Here is a 23,907-nt window from a genome sequence, read left to right on the forward strand (position 1 = left end):
CGATTTCCGCCGGACCGTTCGTTGCGGGGCTAGGCCAGTTCGGCCGTCGCCAGGGTGGTGAAATCGAGCTCCACATCGGTGACCGACTGGAGAGCCTGCGGTGACATGTCGCCGACGATTTCGATCACCGCCACGCCCTGCGGGCCGATGGCGAATGTGCCGAGTTCCGTGTAGACGCGGCTGACGCAGGCCAGGCCGGTCAGCGGATAGCTGCAATGGCGGCGCAGCTTGCTGGCGCCATCCTTTGTCATGTGATCCATCATGACGAACACGCGCCTGGCACCGATGGCGAGGTCCATGGCGCCGCCTACCGCCGGAATCGCGTCGGGGGCGCCGGTGTGCCAGTTGGCCAGGTCGCCGTGCTGGGATACCTGGAAGGCGCCGAGCACGCAGATGTCGAGATGGCCGCCGCGCATCATGCCGAAGGCGTCCGCATGGTGGAAAAATGCCGCGCCTTTCTCCAGCCGGATCGGCTCCTTGCCCGCATTGATCAGCTCCCAGTCCTCCTGCCCGGGCTCGGCGGCCGACCATTGGCCAAGCACGCCGTTCTCGCTGTGCAGGATGACTTCGCGATGCCGCGGCAGGTGGTTGGCGACCAGCGTCGGCAGGCCGATGCCGAGATTCACGTACGAGCCGTTCGGGATATCGCGCGCCACGCGCGCGGCCAGCAGGTTCTTTGCAATTTGATCCATGACTTCAGCTCGTGTGCACGGGGTTTGCAGCGGTGCTGTCACGCAGCACCACGCGGCTGACGAAGATGCCGGGCGTGATGATGGCTTCCGGATCCAGTTCGCCGAGCTCGCAAACGCGAGCTACCGCGGCGATAGTCTGGTTCGCGGCCATCGCCATGACGGGCGCGAAGTTGCGCGCGGTCTTGTTGTAGATGAGATTGCCCCAGCGATCGGCTGCCTCGGCGTTGATCAGCGCGACATCGACATGGATGGGGTATTCCAGTACGTAGCCGCGCCCGTTGATTTCACGCGTTTCCTTGCCCTCTGCCAGCAATGTTCCATAGCCGGTGGGTGTGTAGAAGGCGCCGATGCCGCTGCCGGCGGCGCGCAGGCGTTCGGCCAGCGTGCCCTGCGGTACGACCTCCAGCGCGATGTCGCCGGCACGGTACAGCGCTTCGAATACGTGGGCATCGCGCTGGCGCGGGAACGAGCACACCAGTCTGCGAACGCGGCCCGCCTTGAGGAGTGCGGCGAGGCCGGTGTCGCCGTTGCCGGCATTGTTGCTGACGACGGTAAGGCCGGTAGCACCGTGTTCAATCAGCGCGTCGATCAGGTCGTCGGGCATGCCGGCGCCCCCGAATCCGCCGACCGCGATGGTGGCGCCGTCGGCCACTTCGCTGACGGCATCGCGCGCTGTTCCATAAAGCTTGTCGATCATGTCTGGCCTTCGTTGTTGTCTGGCGAGACAAGGTTGCCATGCTGTCCGGGGGCACACAATTTCGACTTCTGCAACCGTCCTTAGCGATGGCTTAACGCAGCCGGTGCAGCGCGCCGTGCGCGAATGCGCTAGCCCGGTTCGCCGTCCGCGGCGTAGCGGTCGATCAGCAGATTGGCAAACTCCCGGGCAAAGCTGGACAAGCCGTCCAGGTCGCGTGCGCAGACCTGGAAGGTGCGCACGGCCCAGTCATCGCGCAGGTTGCAGGAACCAATCTGCTGGTCGCCCTTCAGGCGGGTGAATGCGGCCTTGGGCATGATGGCCACGCCGGCGCCGGCGGCCACCATCCGGCATGTGGCGTCGTGGCTCGCCACATGTACGCGGATGGTCATGGGTTTGTGCAGCGCGCCGGCTGCGCGCGTCAAGAACATCTGGAAGGCACTGCCTTCGAGCAGCGCGACAAAGGCATGGTCGAGCGCCTGCTCGAACCAGATGTCGCGCTGGGCCAGCAGGCGATGGCCCAGCGGCGCGACAAGGATCAGCGAACTCTTGACGAACGGTACGGCCTGCAGGCCTGATGTGGGGATGTTGCCCGAGATGATGCCGAGATCGGTGCCGCCTTCGCGTACCAGGCGCACGATATCGTCGCTCAGGCGTTCGCGTACCTCGATGCGGACATCCGGGTGCGTGGCTAGGTAATCGCCGATCACCGGTGGCAGGTATTCCGTGATGGCGGTGGTATTGGCCACCAGCTTGAGTTGTCCGCTCAGGCCCGCGGTGAATGGCTGCAGGTTGCCGGTCAGGCGTTCCAGTTCGGTCAGTACGACGCGCGCGTGCTGCAGGTAGACCTCGCCGGCAGCCGTCAGCGTCACGCCCTGCGGCGAGCGCTCCAGCAGGCGCACGCCGAGCGTGTCTTCAAGGTTCTTGATCCGGTTGCTGACCGCCGGCACGGACAGGAACGAGCGTTCCGCGCCGCGCGTCAGGCTGCGTGTCTCCGCGACGTTGACGAAGAGGCGGAAATCGGTGATATCAAACGGAACAGGCATGCGGCTGGTCTCGCGGCAAACTCACTGAGCCACGATGATAACCGCGCATGCCAGGCTGATTGCCTGGTTGGCTACCACGTCGCGGGCTCGAAGCGGAAGCCGCTGCCCTGGCGCCTGATAAAGCCGCAATAGGGCTCGCCGAAGTGCACCGGTAGAATCAGCGCGCCGGTGTCGGCGGCCTGGTTTAAGAACGCGAGGCGAGTGCTGCGTGCCAGGTCCGGCCGTATGCAATAGCCGGAGTTCACGTCGGGGCGGACGATTTGCAGCGGGCTGTGCAGGATGTCGCCGCAGAAGATTGCCTCTTCGCCGCGGGAGCGCACGCGGAACGCGACCTGGCCAGGACTGTGGCCCACGGCGGGTTCGACCTGCAGGCAGCCGGCGATTTCCTCTCCGGGCTTCATCATCTCCGCAAGGCCTTCGTTGACTACGGGCATCACGCTGTCGAAGAACGACTCGCCGAACACATCGACCACGCCCGCCTCCTTGTTGCGGCCTTCGTCGCAGAAGAGGAAGTCATCCTTCGGGATGTAGTAGCGCGCGTTCGGGAAAGTCGGGACCCAGCGGTTGTCCTGCCACGTGGTATTCCAGCCGACGTGATCGGCGTGCAGGTGCGTCATGACCACATGCGTGACCTTTTCCGGCGGGGCTCCGGCCGCGATCATCCACTCGCGCACCAGTGTATTGAGCATGTTCATGCGGGCAATGCCGGCCCGCGGCTTGAAATTGCCGACCCCGGTATCGACCACGATGATGCTGTCGCCGGCATGCACCACCCAGAACTGGATCGTCACGATCAGCTTGTTCATGTGCGGTATCCAATGATGCGGCGCCATCAGATCCGCATTGGCATCCAGCACGCCGCGGTCGATGTCGGGAAAGAGGAAGGCGGGATCGTGCGTCGGACCCGCGTACTCCAGAATGCGGGTGATCTTGAGATCGCCGACGGTACGCGATTGCATCATTTGTCTTGTCTTCGTAGTTTCATGGTGGCGCCGTCTCCCGCCGCGCCGTGGGAGCGGGGAGTGCGGCCCTCGGCTAAAGGATCGGTGATTTCTCCGTCGCGGCAAATTTCGCAATCCGAAAGAGGGCTTTCAGGGAGCTTTAGGAACGATCTTCATCAGGCGCCCGGGCGCCTGTTGCCTTCATTGCACCGGCTTGGCCGTGTCCTTCATTGCCTGGGCCAGTTCACGGTTCCCTCGCGCCTCCAGCCCCTGGATCGCTCCCTCCCGATCCGGCACCTCATGGTGCTGGTTCAGCTTGCGCTTGCCTTCGAGCCGCGACACGCGGACCTCGATGCCCACGATGTGGCGCAGTAGCTCCGCGATGTAATCGGCAGGCGCGTCGCCCATTTTCCACGGTTGCGGCTGGCTGGCTTCATGCTGCCGGGTCAGGCGGGCCACGACGCCGCGGACGAATTTGTCATCGTCACGGATATGCAGCGTGCCGTGCGCATGCACGACCTCGTAGTTCCACGTCGGGACACGGCGGTGCGTCTGCTGCTTGCCGGGGTACCAGTTGGGCGTGATGTAGCCTTGCGCGCCGGCGAAGATCACAAGCACCGGCGATCCGTCGGCCACTTCGCGCCAGACCGGATTGGCGCGTGCCACATGCGCATGCAGCACGCCACACGCGCCTTCCGCTGGTTCGAACAGGAAGGGCAGGTGATTGGCATCGAGTCCCGCGGCGGTCTGGGTGACGAGCGTGGCAAACGGATGCTCTTGCATGATGCGATGCAGGGCTTCGGCGCGCGGCTCGGCGAAATGTTTCGGCAGGTACATGGGACTGGTCCACTTTGAACGCGCGTCGCCACGATGCGACGCCGATCGACAGTGTGCCGTGCTTCCGGTTGGGTGAAAACAGCCAGTTTGATACCATTTGACCATGCCAGTTGAGCCGGCCGGGGAATAGGATGCCCAGTAGCAAGCATGGCCAGGGTGGCCTCGGCCGTGCCCTGTACGACGAATTCCGCGCGCGTATCGCGGACGGCACCTACGCCGTCGGCGCACCGCTCCCGTCGAGCCGCGCGCTGGCGGCTGAGCGCGGGCTTTCGCGGGCGACCGTGTCGCTCGTCTATGAGCAGCTTGCGGCGGATGGCTTCATCGAAACACGCGGCGGCGCGGTCAGTCGCGTGGCGGCTGGCGCTGCGCCGGGCAGTCCGGTTCGTCGCCATCCGCACGGCCCGGCCGGCACTGTTCGGGCGGACCCGCACCCCGGACGGCTTTCCGCATGGGGTGTGCGGGTGGCGGGCACGGCGCTGCAAGACACGGGCGTAGCGGCCAAGGGCGAGATCGACTTCCTTTACGGGCCGCTGGCCGGCCGCGACTTCCCGACGCTGACATGGCTCAAGGCATTGCGTGCCGTCGAGCGACAGCGCTTGTCCCGGCTGGCTTACGAGGACCCGCGCGGCAACCTTGAACTGCGCAGGGCGCTGCAGGCGCACCTCAGCAAGACACGCGGGCTATCGTGCTCCACCGATCAACTGATGATCGTGAACGGTTCCCAGCAGGCGCTGGACCTCTGCGCGCGCCTGCTGCTCGACCCCGGCGATTCCGTGGCGGTAGAGAATCCGGGCTACCGCATGGCACACCATGTCTTCGAGGCGTATGGCGGGGATCTGCAATGCGTCGATGTGGACGAGCATGGTTTGCGGACCGACCAGCTCCGTTCATTGCGCCGGGCCCAGATGGTCTACGTGACGCCGACCCATCAGTTTCCCCTCGGATCGTTCCTGCCCATCGGGCGCCGCAGGGAGTTGCTGGCGTGGGCTGCCGACCGGCGGGCGTGGGTCATCGAGGACGATTACGACAGCGAATACCGCTATTCGGTGCGGCCGGAAGCCTCGCTCCTGTCGCTCGATACGCACGGATGCGTAATCCACGTCGGCACGTTTTCGAAGACGCTCTCGCCCCAGCTTCGGCTGGGCTATATGGTGGTCCCCGAGCGGCTGGTGGAGACCTTTGCCGCGGCCAAGCGCCTGACGGACCGCCACGCGGCGACAGGTGTCCAGCGCGCTTTGGCCTTGCTGCTGGAGGATGGCAGCTACGATCGCCACGTCCGGCGCATGCGGCGCCTGCAGCATGCGCGGCAACGCGCCCTGGTCGAAGCGCTGCAGGAGCACCTGTCCGGCCGGATCGCACTGCAGGGGCTGGCCAGCGGGCTGCATCTTGTCGTGTGGATCCCGGCCTTGCAGTCGAGTGCGGAGCCCGCCCTGGTCAGGGAGGCCGGCCGGCTCGGGGTACGCGTCCATCCCGTCAGTCCGCTGTTCCATCGCTCGGGGCCGCAGGCCGCGCGACCGCGGCCCGCCGGTCTTGTCATGGGCTACGCGTTGCTGGAGCGCGAGGCCATCGTCGAGGGTGTCCGGCGCCTGGCCGAGGCGCTGCGGCGGCTGGATCCACCTGCGTAGTGCAGGGTGCTATCCTGCTGCGGTTGCATCACCTGACCCGACAACCAGCAGGAGAACGGTATGACCATGACGCTCTACTACAACCCCCAGAGCCGCGCGTCGGTAGCGCGCTGGATGCTGGAGGAGGTCGGGGCTGACTACCAGTTGCAGCACATCGATTTCACCAAAGGGGAGAGCCGGTCGCCGGAATTCCTCGCCATCAATCCGATGGGAAAGATCCCGACGCTGGTGCTGGATGACGGCACGGTTCTGACCGAGAACGGCGCGATCATCGCCTGGCTGGCGGACGCCTTTCCGCAGGCCGGGCTGATGCCGCCGCCGGGGGCTTCCGCACGCGGGACTGTCCTGCGGTGGCTGTTCTTCTGTGGCAGTTGCTTCGAGCCCGCGCTGACGGACCGCATGATGCGCAAGGATGCGCCGCTGTCCAGGCAGGCGGTTGGCTGGGGCGATTACGACGATGTCATCGCCACCATCGAAAAGGCCCTGACACCCGGGCCGTTCGTGCTTGGCGCGGCGTTCAGTGCCGCGGACGTCTATCTCGGGGCGTCGCTGGCCTGGGCGGGCAGATTCGGGGCGCCACTTGTGGGGGAGAGCAAGGTGATCCAGAACTATGTCGGCCGGGTGACCGCGCGCGAGGCCTTTGCGCGCGCTGCGCGGGACTGAGGGGCGGGGGTTCCCGCAAACAGAACGGGCAGCTCAGGCTGCCCGTTCTGTTTTTCCCACCCGCTTCCGTTACCGCACGCTCGCCACCAGCCGTTCGTCGGCTTGCTGCTGGCGCAGCGCTTCCGTCGTCTGCCCCTTTCCATCCGGTGCCCAGCCCGGCGGCATCGTCAGGTAACCGATCGCGTGCATCACGCTGCCCGATTTCCTCATGTCCTGGCCCAGGCTGACCCAGTGCTCGAACTGGTTGACCAGCGGATTATGCGTGGTGGTCGGGTGGACCAGGCCGAAGCGGCACGGCTCGTCTTCGCGCTCTTCCACATAGGTGCCGAACAGGCGGTCGAAGACGATCAGCACGCCGCCATAGTTGGCATCGAGGTAATCGACATTCGAGGCATGGTGCACGCGGTGCGCCGACGGGGTGTTGAACACATATTCGAACCAGCCGAGCTTGGGAATCCAGGTGGTGTGCAGCCAGAACTGGTACAGCAGGTTCAGGCTCAGCGTGGCCAGCACGACTTCAGGACGCACACCAAGGAGAACCAGCGGCGTGAAGAAGATCGCGGTGCCGGTGAGCTTGCCGGTCCAGCCCAGGCGATACGCGGTGCCAAGCGTCAGTTCGTTCGGCGAGTGGTGCACCGCGTGCGTCGCCCAGAAGAAGCGGATGCGGTGCGACGCGCGGTGGTACCAGTAGTAGCAGAACTCCTGGCCGATGAAGAGCAGCAGCACGGCCAGCACGCTGTTGATCTCGACGGTGAACAGGCGGTGGTCCCAGGCGAAGGCGAAGATCGGCGTGGCCAGCGACAGCGGCAGCAGGACCATCAGCTTGCGGCCGATCATGTCGACCAGCGACAGTCCCATTTCATGCCAGGGATAGGCCTTGCCTTGCCGGCGTGCCTTGCGTGCCAGGAAGAAGGCCTCGACCAGAGAGACCGACACGACGAAGGCCGTGGCGAGGAGGGTGATCTTGTGGAGGTTGTGCATGATCGTCCTGTTTGGGGGCGGGGGACGCCTGGCTTTGCGGAGCCGCATCGCTGCGTCGGTGAGGCCAATGTAGTGGGCGGCAGCGCCGGGCGCCATGCATCAAATATTTCGCCATGTGTCATGCCCGCGGACGCGCCGAGCCGTGAAATACCGCGACATGTCTTCCATGGCGACAGGCGCGCGATGGCCCCCTATAGTTCGGTCCGTTGCCGCCGCACTGGCCAACGTTCAACACTCGCCGGCAAGGCCCGGCCGTCCTTTACGGAGAAAACATGATGAAGAAGATGATTGCAGTGCTCGCCCTGTGCATGGCTTGCGCGGGGGCGTTTGCCCAAAGCGCGCCAATGCCCGCCGCCGGTCCGCGTATGGAGCGTGCGATGCAGCAATTGCAGGCGCGCTTTGCCAGTGCCAATACCACGCATGACGGCAAGCTCACGCGCGAGCAGGCCGCCGCCGGCATGCCGAGGGTCGCGCAGCACTTCGACCAGATCGACGCGCAGCGCAATGGCTATGTGACGCTGCCGCAGATCGAGGCGTTCATGGGGCAGGCAATGAGGTCGCGCTGATCGCGGCGAATCGAATACGCCGTATAACAACCCGGCGCACGCCGCGGGCCCGCACTGTCCTATAGTCGGCAGGCCCCTTTCCAGTCACCTGCCGGGGCCAGGCTATTGACGGGAGACAACGCGTGTCTGACACGGAGACCTATCTGATCGACTCCATCCGCCTTGCCATGGAGAACGTGCGCGAGCGCAATACCTGGCCCTTCGGCGCCGTGGTTGTCAAGGATGGAGAGGTGGTGGCGCGAGCGGTCAACGAGGTGGACGCCACCTGCGACCCGAGCGCGCATGCGGAGATGCAGGCCGTGCGCGCTGCCAGCCGGGCTCTCGGCAAGCCGGACCTGACCGGTTGCACGGTGTACGCCAGCGGCCATCCGTGCCCGATGTGCCTGACGGCGATGTACCTGGCCGGCGTCGGGGCGGTCTACTACGCCTATTCCAACGAAGACGGCGCGCCTTATGACCTGTCCGCGGAACGCGGCTATGTCGAACTGGCGCGGCCGCCTGAATTGCGCGAGATGAAGCTGGCCTATGTGCCCGCGCGCGACAAGGGCCCGGATCTTTATGAGGCCTGGCGCGAGCGCCAGGGCAGCCTGCTCAGAAGCGAATGATCCACTCGCCCAGGGCGTAGCGGTAGTGGTAGTTCGGCCCGTTGAACGAGGCGCTGCGGTTGTAGCCTGCACGCAGGCGCAGCGACTGCGCGCCGCGGACCGGGCTCTGCAGCCCGACTTCAAACAGCCGTGTCGGCTGCTGCGTGGCATCGGCGACCTTTTCCCGGCCCAGCCCCGCGACCAGCAGTCCGGTCCAGCCCTTGTAGCGCTGGCGCCAGCCGATCGCCAGCATGCCTTCGGCGTAGTGATCCGGGTTGAAGTAGGCGCGGCCGACATCTTCCTGCGAGCTGTGATAGGCCCGGTAACGCGCCTGCAGTGTCAGGCCCAGATCGAGCAGCGGCTGGTAGATGATGCGCACGCGGCCATGGTCGCGGCGGTTGCCATCGGAGAAATACTGCTGGCCCGCCACGCCCACCAGCGTGACGTGCGGCCCGATGCCCTGGTCCAGCGCCAGGCCGGCAAACGTGTAGCTGACGCCGCGATCCAGTGCGGTCTGCGTTTCCACCCAGTCCCGGTTGACGAAGACCTCGAGTGAGGTGCGCTTGGCCAGCGACAGCCGGTAGTTGCCGTCGACGGTCGCCAGCGTGTGGCCGCCCTGCGTGAAGACACCGCCCTCCAGGTTCCAGCCGTTCAGCGTGGCGGGATCCAGTTGGCGCCCGAGCACGCTGATCTTCTGGCCGTGGCGGGTCCAGTCGTCCTGCTGGTAGCGATAGTCGCTCGCGCGTACGCCGAACAGGTTGTCGGCGTGCGACATGCTCGGCAGGTATTCGAGCGACACCTTGTGGATCGAGAACTTCTCGCTATCGTAGCTGGCGAGGAATTCGGGGCCGATGCCCTGATCGAGGACTTTTTCTTCCTCAGCCAGCGCCGCCTTGGTGAACAGCAACGCCAGCACCGTGTTCAGAATCGCGAATGCGCTGCGTTTCACTTGGTACCCCAGGTCTTTCTGGTCTTGAAAATCTCGTCGATATAGCCCAGCACGCTGGCGGGTTGCAGCAGCAGGCTGTAGAAAAGCATGTACATGCACAGGCCAAGGCGGTTGCGCCTTACCTTCAGGCCCAGGCGATCGAACATTTCTTTCTCGATCGAGAACATCAGGTAGCTCATCAGCACCGCAAGCGGCAGCAGCGCGAGCGTCATGGGCCCGGCGATCCAGTGGTAACCGAACAGGGCCAGCACGATTCCGGGGACGAAGCACAGCGTGAACGCCAGGTCCAGCCACGGAAACAAAAGGTTCCAGTAGACGAAGAACGTCGACAGGCGCGGTACCAGCAGGATGTCGGGGTGCTGGCGGAACGCTTCCATCATGCCGCGCGCCCAGCGCTGGCGCTGGCGCACGAACTGGCCGACGTTCTCGGGGACGTTCGTGAAAATACAGGCGTCCTCGCAGTGGCCTACGCGGTAGCCGGCCTTGAGCAGGGCCCACGTCAGCACGATATCCTCGCCCACGCAGTCCTCCCAGCCACCAACTTCATTGAGGGCGTCGCGGTTGTAGATCGAGAAGGCGCCCTGCGCGACCAGTGTGCCGTGGTACAGCGACTGCATGCGCTTGATGGCCGCGATGCCCTGGAAGTAATCCCATTCCTGGCAGCGCGTCAGCCAGTTCCGGCGCGAATTGCGCACCAGGATCTTGCCGGCTACGGCGCGGGTGTCGGGCGGGTCCAGGTGGTAGCGCTCGACAATACTGGTCAGCGCCTGGCGATGCAGGTAGGAGTCCGCGTCGATGGTCACGACCAGCTGGTTCGTGGCCAGCTTCAGCCCTTCGTTCAGCGCCTTGGCCTTGCCGCCATTCTTCGGCATGTCGAGCAGGCGCAGCCACGGATACGTGGCTTCGGCTTCGCGCACCAGCGTAGCGGTCTGGTCGCGGGAGCCGTCGTTGATGACGATGACCTGCAGCGGTGCCGGATACTTCTGGCGATCGATGCTGGCAATCGTGTCCAGGATCGAGGCTTCCTCGTTATAGGCAGCGATCAGGATCGTCAGCGGCGGGTAGGTGTCCAGGTGGCGGCGCATCGGACGCCGGTCCATGGTCAGGCTGCCGATCAGGAAGGCATTCATGAAGCCCGGGACAATGGCGATACCGCCGATGATCACCCAGGCGGCCGCCATGCCGATGTGGGACCCAAGCGATGTCAGCCAGTCTTGCGCCGCCCACACGGAGAAGGCGGTCCAGCCGACCGCCACGCCAAAGGCAATCGCAAACTTGACTCGCACCGAAAGATAGAGGCGCGATGATTTGCCGGACCCGACTTCCGCCATTTTGTATTGTTTTACGCGTTGCACGTCACAACATCTTCAGGCGAAGCAGGTCATGACAGGAGGTAGACTCATCGCCCCGCCGCGGTGATCCGGTTTCCCCCGAAACCATGTCTCAGCGATTGCAGCGAAGGGTGTCTGTCAGCCTCGGGGATGATTGACACCGGTGCGGAAAGGGCACAAAGCGACTGTGCGACGGGCAACCCGGCATCAACAGGGGTGCACCGGCAGTGAAGCAGCAGCGCGGCCGCGATTGTCTTGTCAATCGGGTCTTACGTCAAATGCTACGTAGGCTTTGTATTATTTTGCCAACAACCTCGGGTGCTGCCGTTCGGGCGCCTGCAGGCCCGGGGAGGGGGTACAAAGGACGCCTGCGGCGTCCGCGCTATCCTTTCCCTCCCTGAAGGGCGAAGTCGCGCCATCCGATCAAACCTGGAGTGACCGGACCGCCGGGACTCCGGCTGCCAACAATATGTCGAAACCCTCATTGCATCGCCATGCGAACGCCCTCCGGCTTGCGGGGTTCGCCGCCATCGTTCTTGCCCTGACGGCCTGCACCACGCGGCCGTTCCAGCCGCCCCCGCCGCTGTACAAGCTGTGGGCCAAACCGGGCGTGAGCGAGCAGGGCGTGCGCAGCGCCATGCTTGGCTGCGGCTATGCGGATCCGGCGTATGTCGACAAGACCATGATGACGACCAACGCCCAGGCCCGCGCGGAGCTTTGCATGCTGGACAAAGGGTTCCTTTACCAGGACCGGCGCATCGTGTGTGCCGATAACCCGGAGTTGCCCGCGTGCGCCAGCGCGCCGCGCGGCAAGACCTTCGGCTCGGACCCGGATTTCGATCCGGCCAAGGTCAGTCGGCACGCGTCGGCGCCTCCCGCTTATTCCTACTGGAGCCGCGCCGATACCGACAGCGAAGGTGTCAAGCGCGCCATGCTTGCGTGCGGCTATGCCGAGGTCGGCAGGCCGTTCGACAACATGCTGCTGAATGACAGCGCCGCGGCCGAACTGTGCATGGTCGGACAGCGGTTCACGTATGCCGGCCCGGCCGCGCGCCTCTTGTGCAAGAGCCAGCCGGGGCTGCCTGCATGCCTGGGCCGAGCCATCGATATCCAGCGTTGCTGCGCACCGGCAAAGGCTGCCGGGACGCGTTGAATGCGCGCAGGTTTACCCTAGTACGCGCCAGCACAAGAGTTTGGGGCGTCTCGGCCTACCGGTGCGGCGGGCGGTGTTCCTAGTATGGAACCACGTGCGGCGCCGGGAAACATGCAGCGCGGTACCCGGGGCTTCTTGCCCGGACATGAGCCGCCGGGCGGCCGCCCTGACCGTGAAAAGCGGCGATTTCATCCGCGCCGAGGCCGTGACCCATCACGCCGGCGACGCACCCGACCTGATGATGGATGCCGCCATCCGCGAGATCTGCAACAAGGTCCCGCATGACGACCGCAATCCTGGCGTCCACATCATGACGGGGCCGATCTACATCGAGGACGCGAAGCCCGGCGATGTGCTGGAAGTCCGCTACCTGCAGATGATTCCGCGCTTCCGCTTCGGCGCCAACGTGGCGGCGAGCTGGGGCCAGCTCTACCGGGAATTCGAGAAGGAGCGGGTCACCATCTATGAACTCGACCAGGCCTCGAACACGGCGCACGCGTTGTACGCCTACGACTATCCGGGCAAGCTGACCATCCCCGGCAAGGTCGTCGATGAGCGCGAATGCTGCCGGCAGCCGGCGCTGGCTGGCGTGCGCGTGCATCAGGCCAGGCATAGCCGCGCCAGGACGCCGCCGCGGTCTGACCCACTTGGGGGATGCAGTCCATGCGCGGGGGTCCGTACACTAGCCATGTAGGCGCTGGATCTCCTCCTGCCTATAGGCCTTCAGCCCCTCGGAGTGGTTCCCGCGCCGAGGGGCATTTTCTTTGCACTGCCAGAGCCGTCGCCAACGAAGAAGGGCGCCACGCGGCGCATGCAGGGCGCGTTGCGGCCGCACAACTGACGCTTGCTTCGTTGAGTTTGCAAATTTCGCAAACTAAGATGGGCTGCGGCAGTGATCCTGCCTGGGTGACTTAAGGCTGCAAACGGATGGTGGTGCCAATAATGAAACGCCCTGCATTGACAACCGTCCCCCGCCCCATGTCCCGACTATGGACTCGACTGGATTCCCAAGGGTTTAAGCGGCATCTCATATGAACGCGGCCAAAGCTTTCGGATGTTCTACATCGCCGGAGGAATAACATGACAGACGCATTCGAGTTTGACCACAAGCAGACGGTCCTCGTCGTGGATGACACGCCCGACAATCTTTCCCTGATGGCAGGCCTGCTTGAAGAAAAATACAAGGTCAAACTGGCCAACAATGGCGACAAGGCACTGAAGATTGTGCGGGGGAACGACCCACCGGATCTCATCCTGCTGGACATCATGATGCCCGGCCTTTCCGGCTACGACGTCTGCAGGGAACTCAAGGCCGATCCGGGAACCCGGAACATTCCCATTATCTTCCTCACCGCCATGACCGGCGTCGAGGACGAGAAAGCGGGACTGGAGATGGGCGGGGCGGATTACATCACCAAGCCCATCAGCCCGCCCATCGTCCTGGCCCGCGTGCAAACGCAGCTCGAAAACAAGGCGGCGCAAGATTTTCTGCGGGACGAGAATGGCTACCTGGAGCGGCTGGTGGCCAAGCGGACGCAGGAAGTGATCGCAATCCAGGATGTGACCATCCTGGCGATGGCATCGCTGGCGGAGACCCGTGACAATGAAACCGGCAACCATATCCGCCGCACCCAGCACTACATCAAGGCATTGGCCAAGAAGCTTCAGATGCATCCGCGCTTCTTCCAATACCTGACCGACCAATACCTGTCCGATCGGAATATCGACATGCTGTTCAAGTCGGCTCCATTGCATGATATTGGCAAAGTCGGGATTCCGGACCATATTCTCCTGAAGCCGGGGCGCCTGGAGCCGCATGAATTCGAGATCATGAAAACCCATACCACGCTTGGACGCGACGCCATCGAGCACGCCGAGCGGGCGCTTGGCACCGATGTCGAGTTTCTCAGCGTGGCCAAGGAAATCGCCTACTCCCACCACGAAAAGTGGGACGGGTCCGGGTATCCGGAGGGTCTTGCCGGGGACGACATCCCTGTCTCCGCGCGCCTGATGGCGGTGGCTGACGTCTACGACGCCTTGATCAGCCAACGGGTCTATAAGGACGCCATGCCGCACGAAAGAGCGGTGACCATTATTGCTTCGGGACGCGGCAGCCATTTCGATCCGGACGTCGTGGATGCATTCGAGGCGATTCAGGACGAGTTCCTGGCGATTGCCCTGCGCTACGCGGATTCGGATGCCGACCAGTAGACGAAGGATAACGACCTGGCGGTGGCCATCGGAGCGAAGTATATGAAGACCTTCATCGCTGCCCTCGAGCGGCAATCCTTGGGGCGCAAGCTGGCGTTGGGCTTATCCGGGCTATTGGCCATAGTCGGGGTGATCGGGGTTTTCAGTCTCGCCAATCTCTTGCGAATCGATCAGAACGTCCAGGTTCTCTACGAGAAGGAGTTTGTCGGCCTGTCCCATCTCAAGGAGGCGCGGGTCCATTTCGCGGAACTGGGGCGAGCCTTGCGGCAAGCGGTGCTGGCACCGACCGAGGTGGATCAGGAGCGGGCAATCAAGCAGATGGAGGCTGCCGAAGCGAGCATGCGCAAAAGCGTGGACGATGCAGCCGGGCGCATTTTCCGGTCAGAGAATCAGGCACGCCTGGCCAGGTTCCGGGAAGCATTTTCCGCTTATCGGATGGGTGCCGACAAGGTGATGATCGCGGCGAAATCCGGCAATCTGGATGCGGCGGTAGCGATCCTGTCTTCGCGCGAATTCCAGCAGACCGGGTCGGCCGCAGACGATCTGCTTGCCGAGGTCGGACAAGTCAAGGAAGCGGGAGCGCAGAGTTCCGCGCGCCAGTCGCAGGAAATCCTCCGGCATGGCCTGCGGTCAACCGTGGCACTGCTGGTTGCCGGCTTGGGATTCGGTGCAGGCATCGGTTGGGTCATCTGGCGCTCGATCCATCGACCCACGGAGGATTTGCGTTCGACGGTCGAGCAGCTGGCGTCGGGCAACCTGAATGTTTCGGTTCCTTACACGGATCAGGCGAACGAAATGGGTGATCTCGCCCGTTCCATCGCGGTCCTGCAAGTCGAGGCGCGTCAGATGGAAGTGCAGCGCTGGCTCAAGAGCCATCAGGCGGCGATCCAGTCCGAACTCCAGTCAGCTCGTTCCTTTACCGAGCTGGCGCAGAAATTCCTGTCGAGCATTGCGGCGCTACTGCATGTCGGGCATGGCGTCTTCTATGTCTACGATGACGAGCGGCGGCAACTTCGCCGGTTGGGAGGGTATGCCTGCCGGGAGCTGAAAGACATCGACCAGTATTTCGACCTTGGCCAGGGACTGGTGGGCCAATGTGCCATGGAGCGTCAGCCGATCGTCATCACGCGCCCGCCGGCTGACTATGTCCGGATCGGTTCGGCGTTGGGTGAGGCGGTTCCCAGGGAAATCACCGTGTTGCCGGTGCTAAGCGCCGAGCGCCTGTTGGGTGTAGTCGAACTGGCAACCCTGGAAGCGATAGGCGCCGACGGGCAAGCGCTACTGGATGGCTTGATGCCCATCCTCGCCATGAGCCTCGAAATCCAGGAGCGCAGCGCCAGGACGCAGCAACTGCTCGAGGACACTCAACGCCAGGCCCGGCACATGGAGCAACAGGCAGCACTGTTGGAGGAGCAGACCGAGGAACTGGAAGCGCAGCGCGAATCGCTCAAGGACACCGCCGAAACCTTGGCCATCCTCGAAGAGCGGAGTCGCCTGATTCTGGAATCCGTGAACGACGGCATCGTTGGCATGGACGAGAGCGGTTCCGTGACCTTCGCCAACCACTCGGCCGGCCAAATGCTCGGCTACGCCGTTGAAGAACTGATCGGCGCGGAAATGCATGCCCTGGTTCATCATTCCCGCCACGATGGCAGGGTTCTTCCCCGCGAAGACTGCGCGCTGTACCTCACGTCTCGGGACGGAAAGCCGCGTACGGTTGACGACGCAGTGCTGTGGCGCAAGCATGGCGTCGCTTTTCCGGCGGAATACTCGACCACGCCGGTTTTCAAGGACGCTGTGCTGACCGGGACGGTTATCGTCTTTCGCGACATCACGGAACGCAAGGCCGTGCACAAGGCGATTGCCGACGAGCGTGAACGGCTTCAGAACATCCTCGATACCAGCCCCGTCAATATCGCGTTCTCCACTCAGGGGTGCATCCGGTTCGCCAATCCAAAGTTCATCGAGACGTTTGGCGCGAAGGCCGGAGAGGCATCGCCACAGCTCTACGTGAACCCCGGGGACCGCGACGCATTGGTCGACATGCTCAAGCGCGACGGCATTGTGCAGAACAGGGAAACCCGGATGTTCGATCGAAATGACGAGCCCCGCGACATGCTGGTCACGTACCTGCCGATCGTGTACGACGGCGAAGAGGGCATCCTGGGCTGGATCGTGGATATCTCGGAGCGCAAGCAGGCCGAAGCCGAGATCCTGCGTGCCAAGGAGCTGGCCGAAGAGGCCACTCGGGCCAAGAGCGATTTCCTGGCCAATATGAGCCATGAAATACGCACGCCGATGAATGCCATTATCGGCATGTCCCAACTGGCGCTGGAAACCAAGCTCGACAGGAAACAGCGCAGTTACATCGAAAAGGTGAACCGCGCCGCCGAGAACCTGCTTGGCATCATTAACGATATCCTGGATTTTTCCAAGATCGAAGCCGGCAAGATGTCCATGGAAAGCGTCGAGTTTCGTCTGGAAGACGTCATGGAGAACCTGGCCAACCTGGTGGGCATGAAGGCCGAAGACAAGGGACTTGAACTGCTGTTCAGTGCCGCACTTGATGTGCCCACGGCGCTGATCGGCGACCCGCTGCGCCTGGGCCAGGTGCTGACCAACCTCGGCAACAACGCCGTGAAATTCACGGAAGCCGGGGAGGTCGTGATCGGCATCGAGAAGGTGGCGCAAGAGGGTGCCAATATCGAACTGCATTTCTGGGTCAGGGATACCGGGATCGGCATGACGCCGGAGCAGTGCGCAAAGATGTTCAAGTCGTTCAGTCAAGCCGATGCCTCGACGACCCGAAAGTACGGCGGCAGCGGTCTGGGCCTGACCATCTCCAGGAACCTCGTGGAAATGTTGGGCGGGCGCATCTGGGTGGAAAGCGAACCCGGCCGGGGTTCCACGTTCCACTTCCTTGCCCGCTTCGGGATGCAGGCCGAGCCGATGCCGCGCCGGATGTTCCGGGCCGAGGAATTGAAGGGGGCGCGGTTGCTGGTCGTGGATGACAACGCTTCGGCCCGGGAGATCCTGTCCACCATGGTCCGCAGTTTTGGCCTGGAGGCCGATGTGGCCAGCGACGGTGCCCAGGCGCTGCGCATGATCAGGCAAGCTGCGGCGAATGCTTGTCCCTACGATCTCACCCTGATGGATTGGAAGATGCCGGTCATGGATGGAATCCAGACCGTCGGCAAGCTTCAGAAGGATGTCCCGCCCAATTCTCCCGCGGTGATCATGGTCACGGCTTATGGTCGGGAGGAAGCGCTGTCAGAAGCCGAAATGCGTGGCGTCGAGCTTCGGCACTTTCTCGCCAAGCCGGTGACGCCGTCGACGCTCTTCGAAGCCATCGGCCAGGCACTGGACAGGGGCTTCGTGACCGAGACGCGGGCACACGAGAAGGCGGACATTCGCCAGGGGGCGATGGACAAGCTGAGGGGGGCGCGACTGCTTCTGGTCGAGGACAACGAGATGAACCAGGAACTGGTGCTCGAACTGCTGGCCAATGCCGGCATCGACGCGGTGCTGGCGAACAATGGTCAGGAGGCGCTGGAGATCCTCGGGCTCGATACCCGCTTTGACGGCATCCTGATGGACTGCCAGATGCCCGTCATGGATGGCTACACGGCGACCCGGGAAATCCGCAAACACCCATCCTGGAAGCATCTCCCGATCGTCGCCATGACGGCCAACGCCATGGTCGGCGACCGCGAAAAAGTCCGGGAAGCGGGGATGAACGACCATATCGCCAAGCCACTCAAGATCGCCGAGATGTTTGACACGATCGCGCGCTGGGTGACTCCGGCCAGCCCCAACGCAGGCCCGGAGAGTCCGGTGCCGGCGTCGCCGGTACTGACGGTCTGTGCAGGGTTGGCGAGCCTGCCGGGAATCGATACACGCGCCGGACTCGCGACCACCATGGACAACGAACCGCTGTATCGCAAGCAGCTTCTCAGATTCCTTGAAAGCCAGCGCGACTTCGCGAAGATCTTTTCGGCGGCGCGTACCGAGGCGGACCCGGCTGCCGCCACAAGGGTGGCTCACACGCTCAAGGGAACCGCTGGCAACATCGGAGCCAAACGCGTACAAGCTGCGGCGGCCCTGCTGGAGCAAAGCTGCATGGACGCAGGCAGCGAACCCATGATCGCGGAACGGTTGGCGAATGTCCTGGCCGAACTGCAGCCAGTGCTGGCGGGGCTGGACCGCCTGGCCGGCGCACGTGGGCCGGAAGCTTCCGGCCAGCAGTTTGATGCAAGGCGGGTGTCCGAATTGCTGGAAAGCCTGAAGGTCTTGCTCGAAGCCAGCGATTCCCGTGCCGGAGGCATCGTTAAGGAGTTGGCTGACACGGTGAAGGGAAGTGAGCTCGAATTGGCAACAGGCAAGTTGGTGTCGGTTGTCGATAATTTCGATTACGACAGCGCTCTTGAGCTGATCGCGGACTTGCCCAGGCTTTAGGCGCTTAGCCGGGTCGGAGGCCCGGCAGGCCGCGAATGGATCGAGATGGACAGGGCGATGCCCTGTGCCGGCAGCCGCAGAACAATGGCCGCGCAGGCGCCGTCCTCCTGCTACAGGCCTTCGGCATCTCGCAGCCACCCGCGCCAGGGGCTTTTCAAAAGGCCGACGAAGGGTCGGCCGTGTTCATCTGGCGAATGACCTCGGACCGGCCGGTCACGCCATCGCCAGCACGAGGTTGCGGTAGATCTCCCGAGCGCCTTCCAGCTGCTCCAGCGCGATCGATTCATCGATAGTGTGCGCATCTTCCTCGCATCCAGGCCCCAGCCCGATGGTCGGGATCTGGCGACGTCCGGCGGATTCGGAGCCGTTGGTGCAGAAGGCCCAGGTCCCGGATCGGTCGGCAGGCGCAGTCCTTCCAGAAGTCGTTCCTTGCGCTTCCATCCGGCATCGATTACATTAACCAAAACGTTTTGGTTAAGAAAACGTCAAAATAAGTGGCGAATTGCGCATAGACGCAAGACAGCGCCCGAGACGGTTACCGGTGCACGACTGACCCACCAAATCGAGGAGCAAAACGACATGTCCAAAACCGCCCCCGCCCCCGTGGACGAACGCCTGCCATGGCGGCAGCTGTTCGTCTTCGGCCTCCAGCACGTGCTGGTGATGGCCGCTTCGCCGATCGCGGCGGTCTTCCTGATGAGCAAGGCATTGGGCCTTGCGCCCGCGCTGTCGGTGCAGTTGCTGAGCGCGACCTTCGTGGTCTGCGGGCTCGGCACGCTGCTGCAGTCGCTGGGGCGGCGCGGCATCGGCGCGCGCCTGCCGTTCGTGATGCTGCCCGGTGGCGCGCCCATCGTGCTGTTCATCCTGATCGCCCAGCAGACCAGCGTGCAGACCGCGGCCGGCGCGGTGATCCTGACCGGCGTGTTCTATTTCTGCGCGTTGCCGGTGTTCCGGCGTTGCCTGCGCTATTTCCCGCCGGTGGTGGTGGGGACCATGCTGCTGCTCGTGGCGATCAACCTCGCGCAGGTCTCCGGCCGGCTCATCGCCGGGCACCCGGCGGCGGGCGCGGCGGTCGACCCGCTGAACCTGTTGCTGGCCTTCGTGACCATCGCCTGCACCGTTGCCGCGTCACGCTGGTTCGGCGGCACGCTAGCACGGCTCGCAATCCTGCTCGGGCTGGTGGGCGGTGCGCTGTCGGCGATGGCGCTCGGCGCCTTCCACACCGGCCAGGTGGCGCTGTCGCCGTTGCTGGCGTTGCCCACGCCGTTCCCGTTCGGCTGGCCGCAGTTCGATGTCATCGCAGCCATCCCGTTGATGGTGTTCGCCGTGATCTCGATGGTCGAGGCGACCGGCCAGACGCTGGCAATCAGCGATGCCGTGGGCCGGCCCGTCGACGGCGAGCGCGACGTCCCGCGCACGATCCGCGGCGATGCGCTGACGTCGCTGCTTGGCGGTGTGTTCGGCACGTCGCTGATCATCACCAGTGGCGAGAACATCGGCATCGTGCGCGCCACCGGCGTGCGCTCGCGCTATGTCACGGCGATGTCGGGTGCGATCCTGGTCGCGTTCGGGCTGCTGGTGCCGGTATCGGCGCTGATCAGCGCGATTCCCGAGGCGGTGGTCGGCGGCACGGGCCTGGTGGTGTTCTGCATCGTCGGCACGATGGGCATCGACGTGCTGCGCCGCGTCGACCTGCGCGACCACGCCAATATGTACGTGGTGGCCGTGGCGCTGGCGGCGGGCCTGCTGCCGATCCTCGTGCCCGGCATCTACGGCGCACTGCCGGCCAACCTGCGCATCCTGCTGGGTAATGGCGTGGCGATGGGCGCCTTCACCGCGGCCCTGCTCAATTTCCTGTTCTTCCACACGGGCGCCCGGCGCGTGGCCGAGGTGGCACCTGCCACGCACTGAACCCGTATCCGTCAATCTGTATGACTTATCAAGCTGAATTCCAACCTGCATGGCCCGGCGCCGTGGCGCCTTCCCTGGACCCGGCAAGCTTTGCCGAACCGCATATCCTGCAACCCGAATGGATGCTGTTGCGCCACGGTGCCGTGCGCGACCATGCGGCCGTGGTCGAAGGTGGGCGCTTCACGGCAGTGGGTCGTTCCGAGGACGTTGCCGCGCAGTTTCCGTCGCTGAAGACGCTGGCATTGCCGCGCATGCTGCTGATGCCGGGCATGATCGACACCCATCACCACCTGACGCAATCGTTCGGCAAGTCGCTCGTCTTCGGCGAGCCATCGGAGATCTTCCGGCGCGTCTGGGTGCCCCTGGAAGGCAGCCTCAAGGCCGAACATCTCTACCTGTCGTCGAAACTCGCGGCGCTGGAAGCGCTGCGCGGCGGCTTCACGGCGGTGGTCGATGCGGGCACGCGCAGCGACGCGGGGCTGGACGCCATCGCGCGGGCGGTGACCGATGCAGGGGTCCGCTGCGTGCTGGGCCTGGTCTGCAATGACAGGCCGGGCGCCGAAACGCTCGATGCCGGTCCCATCCTGCGCCGCGCTGTCGACCACCTCGGCCGCTACGATCACCATGCGCTGGTGACGCCGTCGCTCGCGATCTCGATCCCCGAAGTGGCGAGCGATGCCATGCTGCACCACGTCCATCACCTGTGCATGGAATCGGGCCGCGTCTTCCAGACGCACGCGAACGAGCACCTGGTGGCAGTGGAGCGTTCGCTCAATGCGTGTGGCCGCCGGCCGATCGAACACCTGGCGGCCGTCGGCGCGCTGGGGCCGGCCGCGCTGCTGGCCCATGCCACGCTGGTCACGCCGCATGAAATCCGCCTGCTGGCCGATAGCGGCGCCGCCGTGGCCTACAACCCGGTGGCCAGCGCGTGGAAGGGCAATGCCGTGGCGCCGGCCGAAACCATGGCGACGTTCGGCGTGCGGCTGGGGCTGGGCACCGATGGCACGCGCAGCGACGGGTTCCGGCTGCTCGACCATGCCGAAGCCGCGCAACGCTATGCCTTCGGCATCGGCGTGGGCGATTCTTCCTGCGGGGCGGGCTGGCGCTGGCTCGACATGGCCACGCACGATGCCGCCGACGTCGCGGGCCTTGGCAGCGTGACCGGGGAGATTGCCGCCGGCAAGCGCGCGGACTTCCTGCTGGTCGATCTCGACGTGCCGGAGCTGGCGCCTTCGTGGGACCTGACGTGGGAACTGGTGCGCCTGGCCAGCCGCGACCAGATCCGCGCGGTGTTCGTCGACGGCAGGCTGCGCTTGTGGGACGGCTGGCCGGTGGACTGGGACGCGCGCGCGCTGATGCGCGATATCCGCGCGATGGCCGGCGACACCATTGCCGGCGCGCCGATCCGCAAGCTGCACGAGCCCGCCGATGCGCACCGCGCGCGCCACGCGCAAACGCCGCGTTTTGGCCAGGCGGGAGCATGACCATGGATATGACGTTGTTCAGTGTCTGCGTCGCGGTGTTCTCCGGCGCGCTGATCCAGGGCGCGACCGGCATGGGCTTCGCGCTGATCGTCGTGCCGGTGCTGGCGCTGGCGGCGCCGGACATGCTGCCCGGCGCGCTGCTGCTCGCCATGCTGCCGCTCAACGCCTACGTGGCCTGGCGCGAGCGTCACGCCATCGACCTCGGCGGCGCGGGGTGGATCAGTGCGGGGCGCGTGGCCGGCACGTTTGGCGGGCTGTGGGTGCTGGTGGCGATGCCGATGGCCTGGCTCAACATGATCGTGGGCGGCAGCACCATTGCCGCCGCGCTCGTGTCGTTGCTGGCGCCGGCGTTCACGCCGGGCCGGCTGACCTTCGCCTCCACCGGGCTGATCACGGGTGTGACCGAAACCGCCACCGGTGTCGGCGGGCCGCCGCTGGCGCTGGCTTACCAGCACGCGCCCGTGGCGACGCTGCGTGCCACGGTGGCGCTGTGCTTCCTGGTGGGCGAGACGCTTTCGCTCGTGGTGCTGGCCGTCGGCGGCCGTCTCGGCATGGAGCAAGTGGTCTATGCGATGGAACTGCTGCCCGTGCTGGCGGCGGGCATGGTGGCCAGCCACCTGGTCCACCGGCGCATCAACCAGCGCATGCTGCGCGTGGGCGTGCTGGTGTTTGCGCTGGTATCGGGCGCGGTGGTGCTGCTGCGCGGCTAGGCCGTTGCCGACGACGCGCGCACCATCAACTCAGGTGCCGGCGCGGCAATGGCATGCTGGCTGCGATTTCCCGACAGGTGCGCGAACAGCAGTTCCACGGCCAGCGCGGCGACGCGTTCAAGGTGCAGGTCGACGGCGGTGAGCGGTGGTTGTGCGGTGCGCGCGCGGATGCCGTCGTAGCGCGTCACCACCTGCACGTCTTCCGGAATGCGCTTGCCTATTGCATGGAGATGGCCCATGGCGCCCACGGCGAACGCATCCACGGGCGCGCACAGCGCATCCAGTCCTGGCATGCGCGCCAGCAACTGCGCGCAAGCCTCGGCGCCGGCGGCCTCGCCGAGCGCCTCGGGCGCCTTGACCAGTTCGCACGGCAGATCCATGTCGCGCGTGAATTCGCGGTAGACGCGTTCGGTTTCCACGTAGGACTGCCGCGCGGTCTCGCCGATCATCAGTCCGATTCTTCTGCGGCCATGCGCATGGAGATGTTCCAGCAGCAGGCGTGCCGTCTGCGCCGATTGCAGGTCCACATACGGCACCGGATGATCGGTCAGCGGTTCGCGGCCGATCGACACGATGCTCACGCCGCGTTCGCGCAGGCGTGCGATATGCGGGTCGCCGGCCACGGGCTCGATCACCACCGCGCCGTCGATGTCGAGCGTTTCCAGCAAGCCGCCGGCGCCTTCCAGCGGCGGCACCAGTACGACGCCCAGCCCGCGTGCCATGGCCGCTTCCGCGGCGATGGCCGCGACTTCCATCATGAAGCCCAGGCGCGACGTGCCGCCGGCCACGGCGAACGGCATCGACGACAGCAGCGCGATGCAGTTCGCGCGGCCCGACTGCAGGCGCCGCGCGCGCACGCTGGGCCGGTAGCCAAGCTCGGCCGCGATGCGCTTGACGCGTGCGCGCGTTTCCGGGTCCACCACGCCACGGTCATTGAGCGCGTGCGAAACGGTGGTCAGGGAAACGCCGGCCGCGCGTGCGACATCGTGGATGGTGAGGCGGCGCGGCTTGTCGGCCGGGCTGGACGAAGAGGGGGTGTTGGGGTCGGACATGCCATTTCCGGAAACAGTGCCG

The 23,907-nt window shown here is 64.9% G+C and carries 20 protein-coding genes and 1 pseudogene; 11 read left to right on the top strand and 10 right to left on the bottom strand.

Translation table 11 applies throughout. The features are described 5' to 3' along the window. Positions 1–29: 29 nt before the first annotated feature. The 5 genes from ACIGJC_RS20265 to ACIGJC_RS20285 all read right to left on the bottom strand — a co-directional run bounded on the left by ACIGJC_RS20265 (position 30) and on the right by ACIGJC_RS20285 (position 4,210). Positions 30–692, bottom strand: coding sequence for a 3-oxoacid CoA-transferase subunit B (locus ACIGJC_RS20265; protein ID WP_483713932.1), 663 nt, complete (start codon positions 690–692; stop codon positions 30–32). Between the two features lie 4 nt (positions 693–696). Beyond that, a complete protein-coding gene (locus ACIGJC_RS20270) occupies positions 697–1,389 on the bottom strand; it encodes a 3-oxoacid CoA-transferase subunit A (RefSeq protein WP_483713933.1) in 693 nt (230 codons plus the stop codon). A 128-nt stretch (positions 1,390–1,517) separates the two neighbouring features. After that, entirely contained in the window at positions 1,518–2,432 is a 915-nt protein-coding gene (locus ACIGJC_RS20275) for a LysR substrate-binding domain-containing protein (RefSeq protein ID WP_483713934.1), read from the bottom strand. 71 nt (positions 2,433–2,503) lie between these two features. Further along, on the bottom strand, positions 2,504–3,394 hold the full coding sequence (locus ACIGJC_RS20280) for an MBL fold metallo-hydrolase (RefSeq protein WP_483713935.1): 891 nt from the start codon (positions 3,392–3,394) through the stop codon (positions 2,504–2,506). A 180-nt stretch (positions 3,395–3,574) separates the two neighbouring features. Continuing rightward, positions 3,575–4,210 (bottom strand): FMN-binding negative transcriptional regulator, encoded by a 636-nt coding sequence (locus tag ACIGJC_RS20285; RefSeq protein WP_483713936.1) that lies wholly within the window; start codon positions 4,208–4,210, stop codon positions 3,575–3,577. Between the two features lie 131 nt (positions 4,211–4,341). Between ACIGJC_RS20285 and pdxR the strand changes: the two genes are divergently transcribed. Both pdxR and ACIGJC_RS20295 read left to right on the top strand, forming a co-directional pair. After that, positions 4,342–5,835, top strand: coding sequence for a MocR-like pyridoxine biosynthesis transcription factor PdxR (gene pdxR / locus ACIGJC_RS20290; protein ID WP_483713937.1), 1,494 nt, complete (start codon positions 4,342–4,344; stop codon positions 5,833–5,835). 60 nt (positions 5,836–5,895) lie between these two features. After that, on the top strand, positions 5,896–6,498 hold the full coding sequence (locus ACIGJC_RS20295) for a glutathione S-transferase family protein (RefSeq protein ID WP_483713938.1): 603 nt from the start codon (positions 5,896–5,898) through the stop codon (positions 6,496–6,498). Between the two features lie 69 nt (positions 6,499–6,567). On the opposite strand, the gene ACIGJC_RS20300 is transcribed toward ACIGJC_RS20295, so the two are convergent. Then, complete coding sequence (locus ACIGJC_RS20300) at positions 6,568–7,479, bottom strand: sterol desaturase family protein (RefSeq protein WP_483713939.1); 912 nt, start codon at positions 7,477–7,479, stop codon at positions 6,568–6,570. Between the two features lie 275 nt (positions 7,480–7,754). On the opposite strand from ACIGJC_RS20300, the gene ACIGJC_RS20305 reads away from it, so the two are divergent. Together ACIGJC_RS20305 and ACIGJC_RS20310 are read left to right on the top strand one after the other, a co-directional pair. Then, positions 7,755–8,045, top strand: coding sequence for an EF-hand domain-containing protein (locus ACIGJC_RS20305; protein WP_483714485.1), 291 nt, complete (start codon positions 7,755–7,757; stop codon positions 8,043–8,045). 122 nt (positions 8,046–8,167) lie between these two features. Beyond that, a complete protein-coding gene (locus ACIGJC_RS20310; RefSeq protein ID WP_483713940.1) occupies positions 8,168–8,650 on the top strand; it encodes a nucleoside deaminase in 483 nt (160 codons plus the stop codon). On the opposite strand, the gene ACIGJC_RS20315 is transcribed toward ACIGJC_RS20310, so the two are convergent. Next, positions 8,637–9,578: a hypothetical protein gene (locus ACIGJC_RS20315; RefSeq protein ID WP_483713941.1), complete on the bottom strand. Its 942-nt coding sequence runs from the start codon at positions 9,576–9,578 to the stop codon at positions 8,637–8,639. The genes ACIGJC_RS20310 and ACIGJC_RS20315 overlap by 14 nt on opposite strands. Further along, positions 9,575–10,909, bottom strand: a complete 1,335-nt coding sequence (locus tag ACIGJC_RS20320) for a glycosyltransferase family 2 protein (protein WP_483713942.1) — start codon at positions 10,907–10,909, stop codon at positions 9,575–9,577. Before ACIGJC_RS20320 ends, ACIGJC_RS20315 begins: the two co-directional genes overlap by 4 nt. 469 nt (positions 10,910–11,378) lie before the next feature. On the opposite strand from ACIGJC_RS20320, the gene ACIGJC_RS20325 reads away from it, so the two are divergent. The 4 genes and pseudogenes from ACIGJC_RS20325 to ACIGJC_RS20340 all read left to right on the top strand — a co-directional run bounded on the left by ACIGJC_RS20325 (position 11,379) and on the right by ACIGJC_RS20340 (position 18,728). Beyond that, positions 11,379–12,062 (top strand): hypothetical protein, encoded by a 684-nt coding sequence (locus ACIGJC_RS20325; RefSeq protein ID WP_483713943.1) that lies wholly within the window; start codon positions 11,379–11,381, stop codon positions 12,060–12,062. A 145-nt stretch (positions 12,063–12,207) separates the two neighbouring features. Further along, positions 12,208–12,675 (top strand): annotated as a pseudogene (locus ACIGJC_RS20330) (acetamidase/formamidase family protein); the annotation flags it as partial. A gap of 467 nt (positions 12,676–13,142) precedes the next feature. Continuing rightward, complete coding sequence (locus ACIGJC_RS20335) at positions 13,143–14,273, top strand: response regulator (protein WP_483713944.1); 1,131 nt, start codon at positions 13,143–13,145, stop codon at positions 14,271–14,273. A gap of 42 nt (positions 14,274–14,315) precedes the next feature. Next, positions 14,316–18,728 carry a response regulator gene (locus ACIGJC_RS20340; RefSeq protein WP_483713945.1) on the top strand — a complete coding sequence of 1,471 codons (4,413 nt, stop codon included), beginning with the start codon at positions 14,316–14,318 and terminating at the stop codon, positions 18,726–18,728. A 213-nt stretch (positions 18,729–18,941) separates the two neighbouring features. Here ACIGJC_RS20340 and ACIGJC_RS20345 read toward each other — a convergent pair whose 3' ends face one another. Beyond that, a complete protein-coding gene (locus ACIGJC_RS20345) occupies positions 18,942–19,169 on the bottom strand; it encodes a hypothetical protein (RefSeq protein ID WP_483713946.1) in 228 nt (75 codons plus the stop codon). A gap of 138 nt (positions 19,170–19,307) precedes the next feature. On the opposite strand from ACIGJC_RS20345, the gene ACIGJC_RS20350 reads away from it, so the two are divergent. The 3 genes from ACIGJC_RS20350 to ACIGJC_RS20360 are packed head-to-tail and all read left to right on the top strand — an operon-like array spanning position 19,308 to position 22,833. Next, positions 19,308–20,639 carry a uracil-xanthine permease family protein gene (locus tag ACIGJC_RS20350; protein WP_483713947.1) on the top strand — a complete coding sequence of 444 codons (1,332 nt, stop codon included), beginning with the start codon at positions 19,308–19,310 and terminating at the stop codon, positions 20,637–20,639. 20 nt (positions 20,640–20,659) lie between these two features. After that, complete coding sequence (locus ACIGJC_RS20355; RefSeq protein WP_483713948.1) at positions 20,660–22,123, top strand: amidohydrolase family protein; 1,464 nt, start codon at positions 20,660–20,662, stop codon at positions 22,121–22,123. Between the two features lie 2 nt (positions 22,124–22,125). Continuing rightward, positions 22,126–22,833 carry a sulfite exporter TauE/SafE family protein gene (locus tag ACIGJC_RS20360; protein WP_483713949.1) on the top strand — a complete coding sequence of 236 codons (708 nt, stop codon included), beginning with the start codon at positions 22,126–22,128 and terminating at the stop codon, positions 22,831–22,833. Here the strand turns inward: ACIGJC_RS20360 and ACIGJC_RS20365 are convergent. After that, on the bottom strand, positions 22,830–23,885 hold the full coding sequence (locus ACIGJC_RS20365) for a LacI family DNA-binding transcriptional regulator (protein WP_483713950.1): 1,056 nt from the start codon (positions 23,883–23,885) through the stop codon (positions 22,830–22,832). The two genes, ACIGJC_RS20360 and ACIGJC_RS20365, sit on opposite strands and share 4 nt — an antisense overlap. Between the last annotated feature and the right edge of the window lie 22 nt (positions 23,886–23,907).

Source organism: Cupriavidus sp. C3SS-1 (assembly GCF_057073755.1).

What these genes read in the sequence shown, in the direction of transcription:
- ACIGJC_RS20265 (WP_483713932.1), bottom strand. Translation starts at nt 692, where the DNA reads ATGGATCAAATTGCAAAGAACCTGCTGGCCGCGCGCGTGGCGCGCGAT.
- ACIGJC_RS20270 (WP_483713933.1), bottom strand. Translation starts at nt 1,389, where the DNA reads ATGATCGACAAGCTTTATGGAACAGCGCGCGATGCCGTCAGCGAAGTG.
- ACIGJC_RS20275 (WP_483713934.1), bottom strand. Translation starts at nt 2,432, where the DNA reads ATGCCTGTTCCGTTTGATATCACCGATTTCCGCCTCTTCGTCAACGTC.
- ACIGJC_RS20280 (WP_483713935.1), bottom strand. Translation starts at nt 3,394, where the DNA reads ATGATGCAATCGCGTACCGTCGGCGATCTCAAGATCACCCGCATTCTG.
- ACIGJC_RS20285 (WP_483713936.1), bottom strand. Translation starts at nt 4,210, where the DNA reads ATGTACCTGCCGAAACATTTCGCCGAGCCGCGCGCCGAAGCCCTGCAT.
- pdxR (WP_483713937.1), top strand. Translation starts at nt 4,342, where the DNA reads ATGCCCAGTAGCAAGCATGGCCAGGGTGGCCTCGGCCGTGCCCTGTAC.
- ACIGJC_RS20295 (WP_483713938.1), top strand. Translation starts at nt 5,896, where the DNA reads ATGACCATGACGCTCTACTACAACCCCCAGAGCCGCGCGTCGGTAGCG.
- ACIGJC_RS20300 (WP_483713939.1), bottom strand. Translation starts at nt 7,479, where the DNA reads ATGCACAACCTCCACAAGATCACCCTCCTCGCCACGGCCTTCGTCGTG.
- ACIGJC_RS20305 (WP_483714485.1), top strand. Translation starts at nt 7,755, where the DNA reads ATGAAGAAGATGATTGCAGTGCTCGCCCTGTGCATGGCTTGCGCGGGG.
- ACIGJC_RS20320 (WP_483713942.1), bottom strand. Translation starts at nt 10,909, where the DNA reads ATGGCGGAAGTCGGGTCCGGCAAATCATCGCGCCTCTATCTTTCGGTG.
- ACIGJC_RS20325 (WP_483713943.1), top strand. Translation starts at nt 11,379, where the DNA reads ATGTCGAAACCCTCATTGCATCGCCATGCGAACGCCCTCCGGCTTGCG.
- ACIGJC_RS20335 (WP_483713944.1), top strand. Translation starts at nt 13,143, where the DNA reads ATGACAGACGCATTCGAGTTTGACCACAAGCAGACGGTCCTCGTCGTG.
- ACIGJC_RS20340 (WP_483713945.1), top strand. Translation starts at nt 14,316, where the DNA reads ATGAAGACCTTCATCGCTGCCCTCGAGCGGCAATCCTTGGGGCGCAAG.
- ACIGJC_RS20345 (WP_483713946.1), bottom strand. Translation starts at nt 19,169, where the DNA reads ATGGAAGCGCAAGGAACGACTTCTGGAAGGACTGCGCCTGCCGACCGA.
- ACIGJC_RS20350 (WP_483713947.1), top strand. Translation starts at nt 19,308, where the DNA reads ATGTCCAAAACCGCCCCCGCCCCCGTGGACGAACGCCTGCCATGGCGG.
- ACIGJC_RS20355 (WP_483713948.1), top strand. Translation starts at nt 20,660, where the DNA reads ATGACTTATCAAGCTGAATTCCAACCTGCATGGCCCGGCGCCGTGGCG.
- ACIGJC_RS20360 (WP_483713949.1), top strand. Translation starts at nt 22,126, where the DNA reads ATGGATATGACGTTGTTCAGTGTCTGCGTCGCGGTGTTCTCCGGCGCG.
- ACIGJC_RS20365 (WP_483713950.1), bottom strand. Translation starts at nt 23,885, where the DNA reads ATGTCCGACCCCAACACCCCCTCTTCGTCCAGCCCGGCCGACAAGCCG.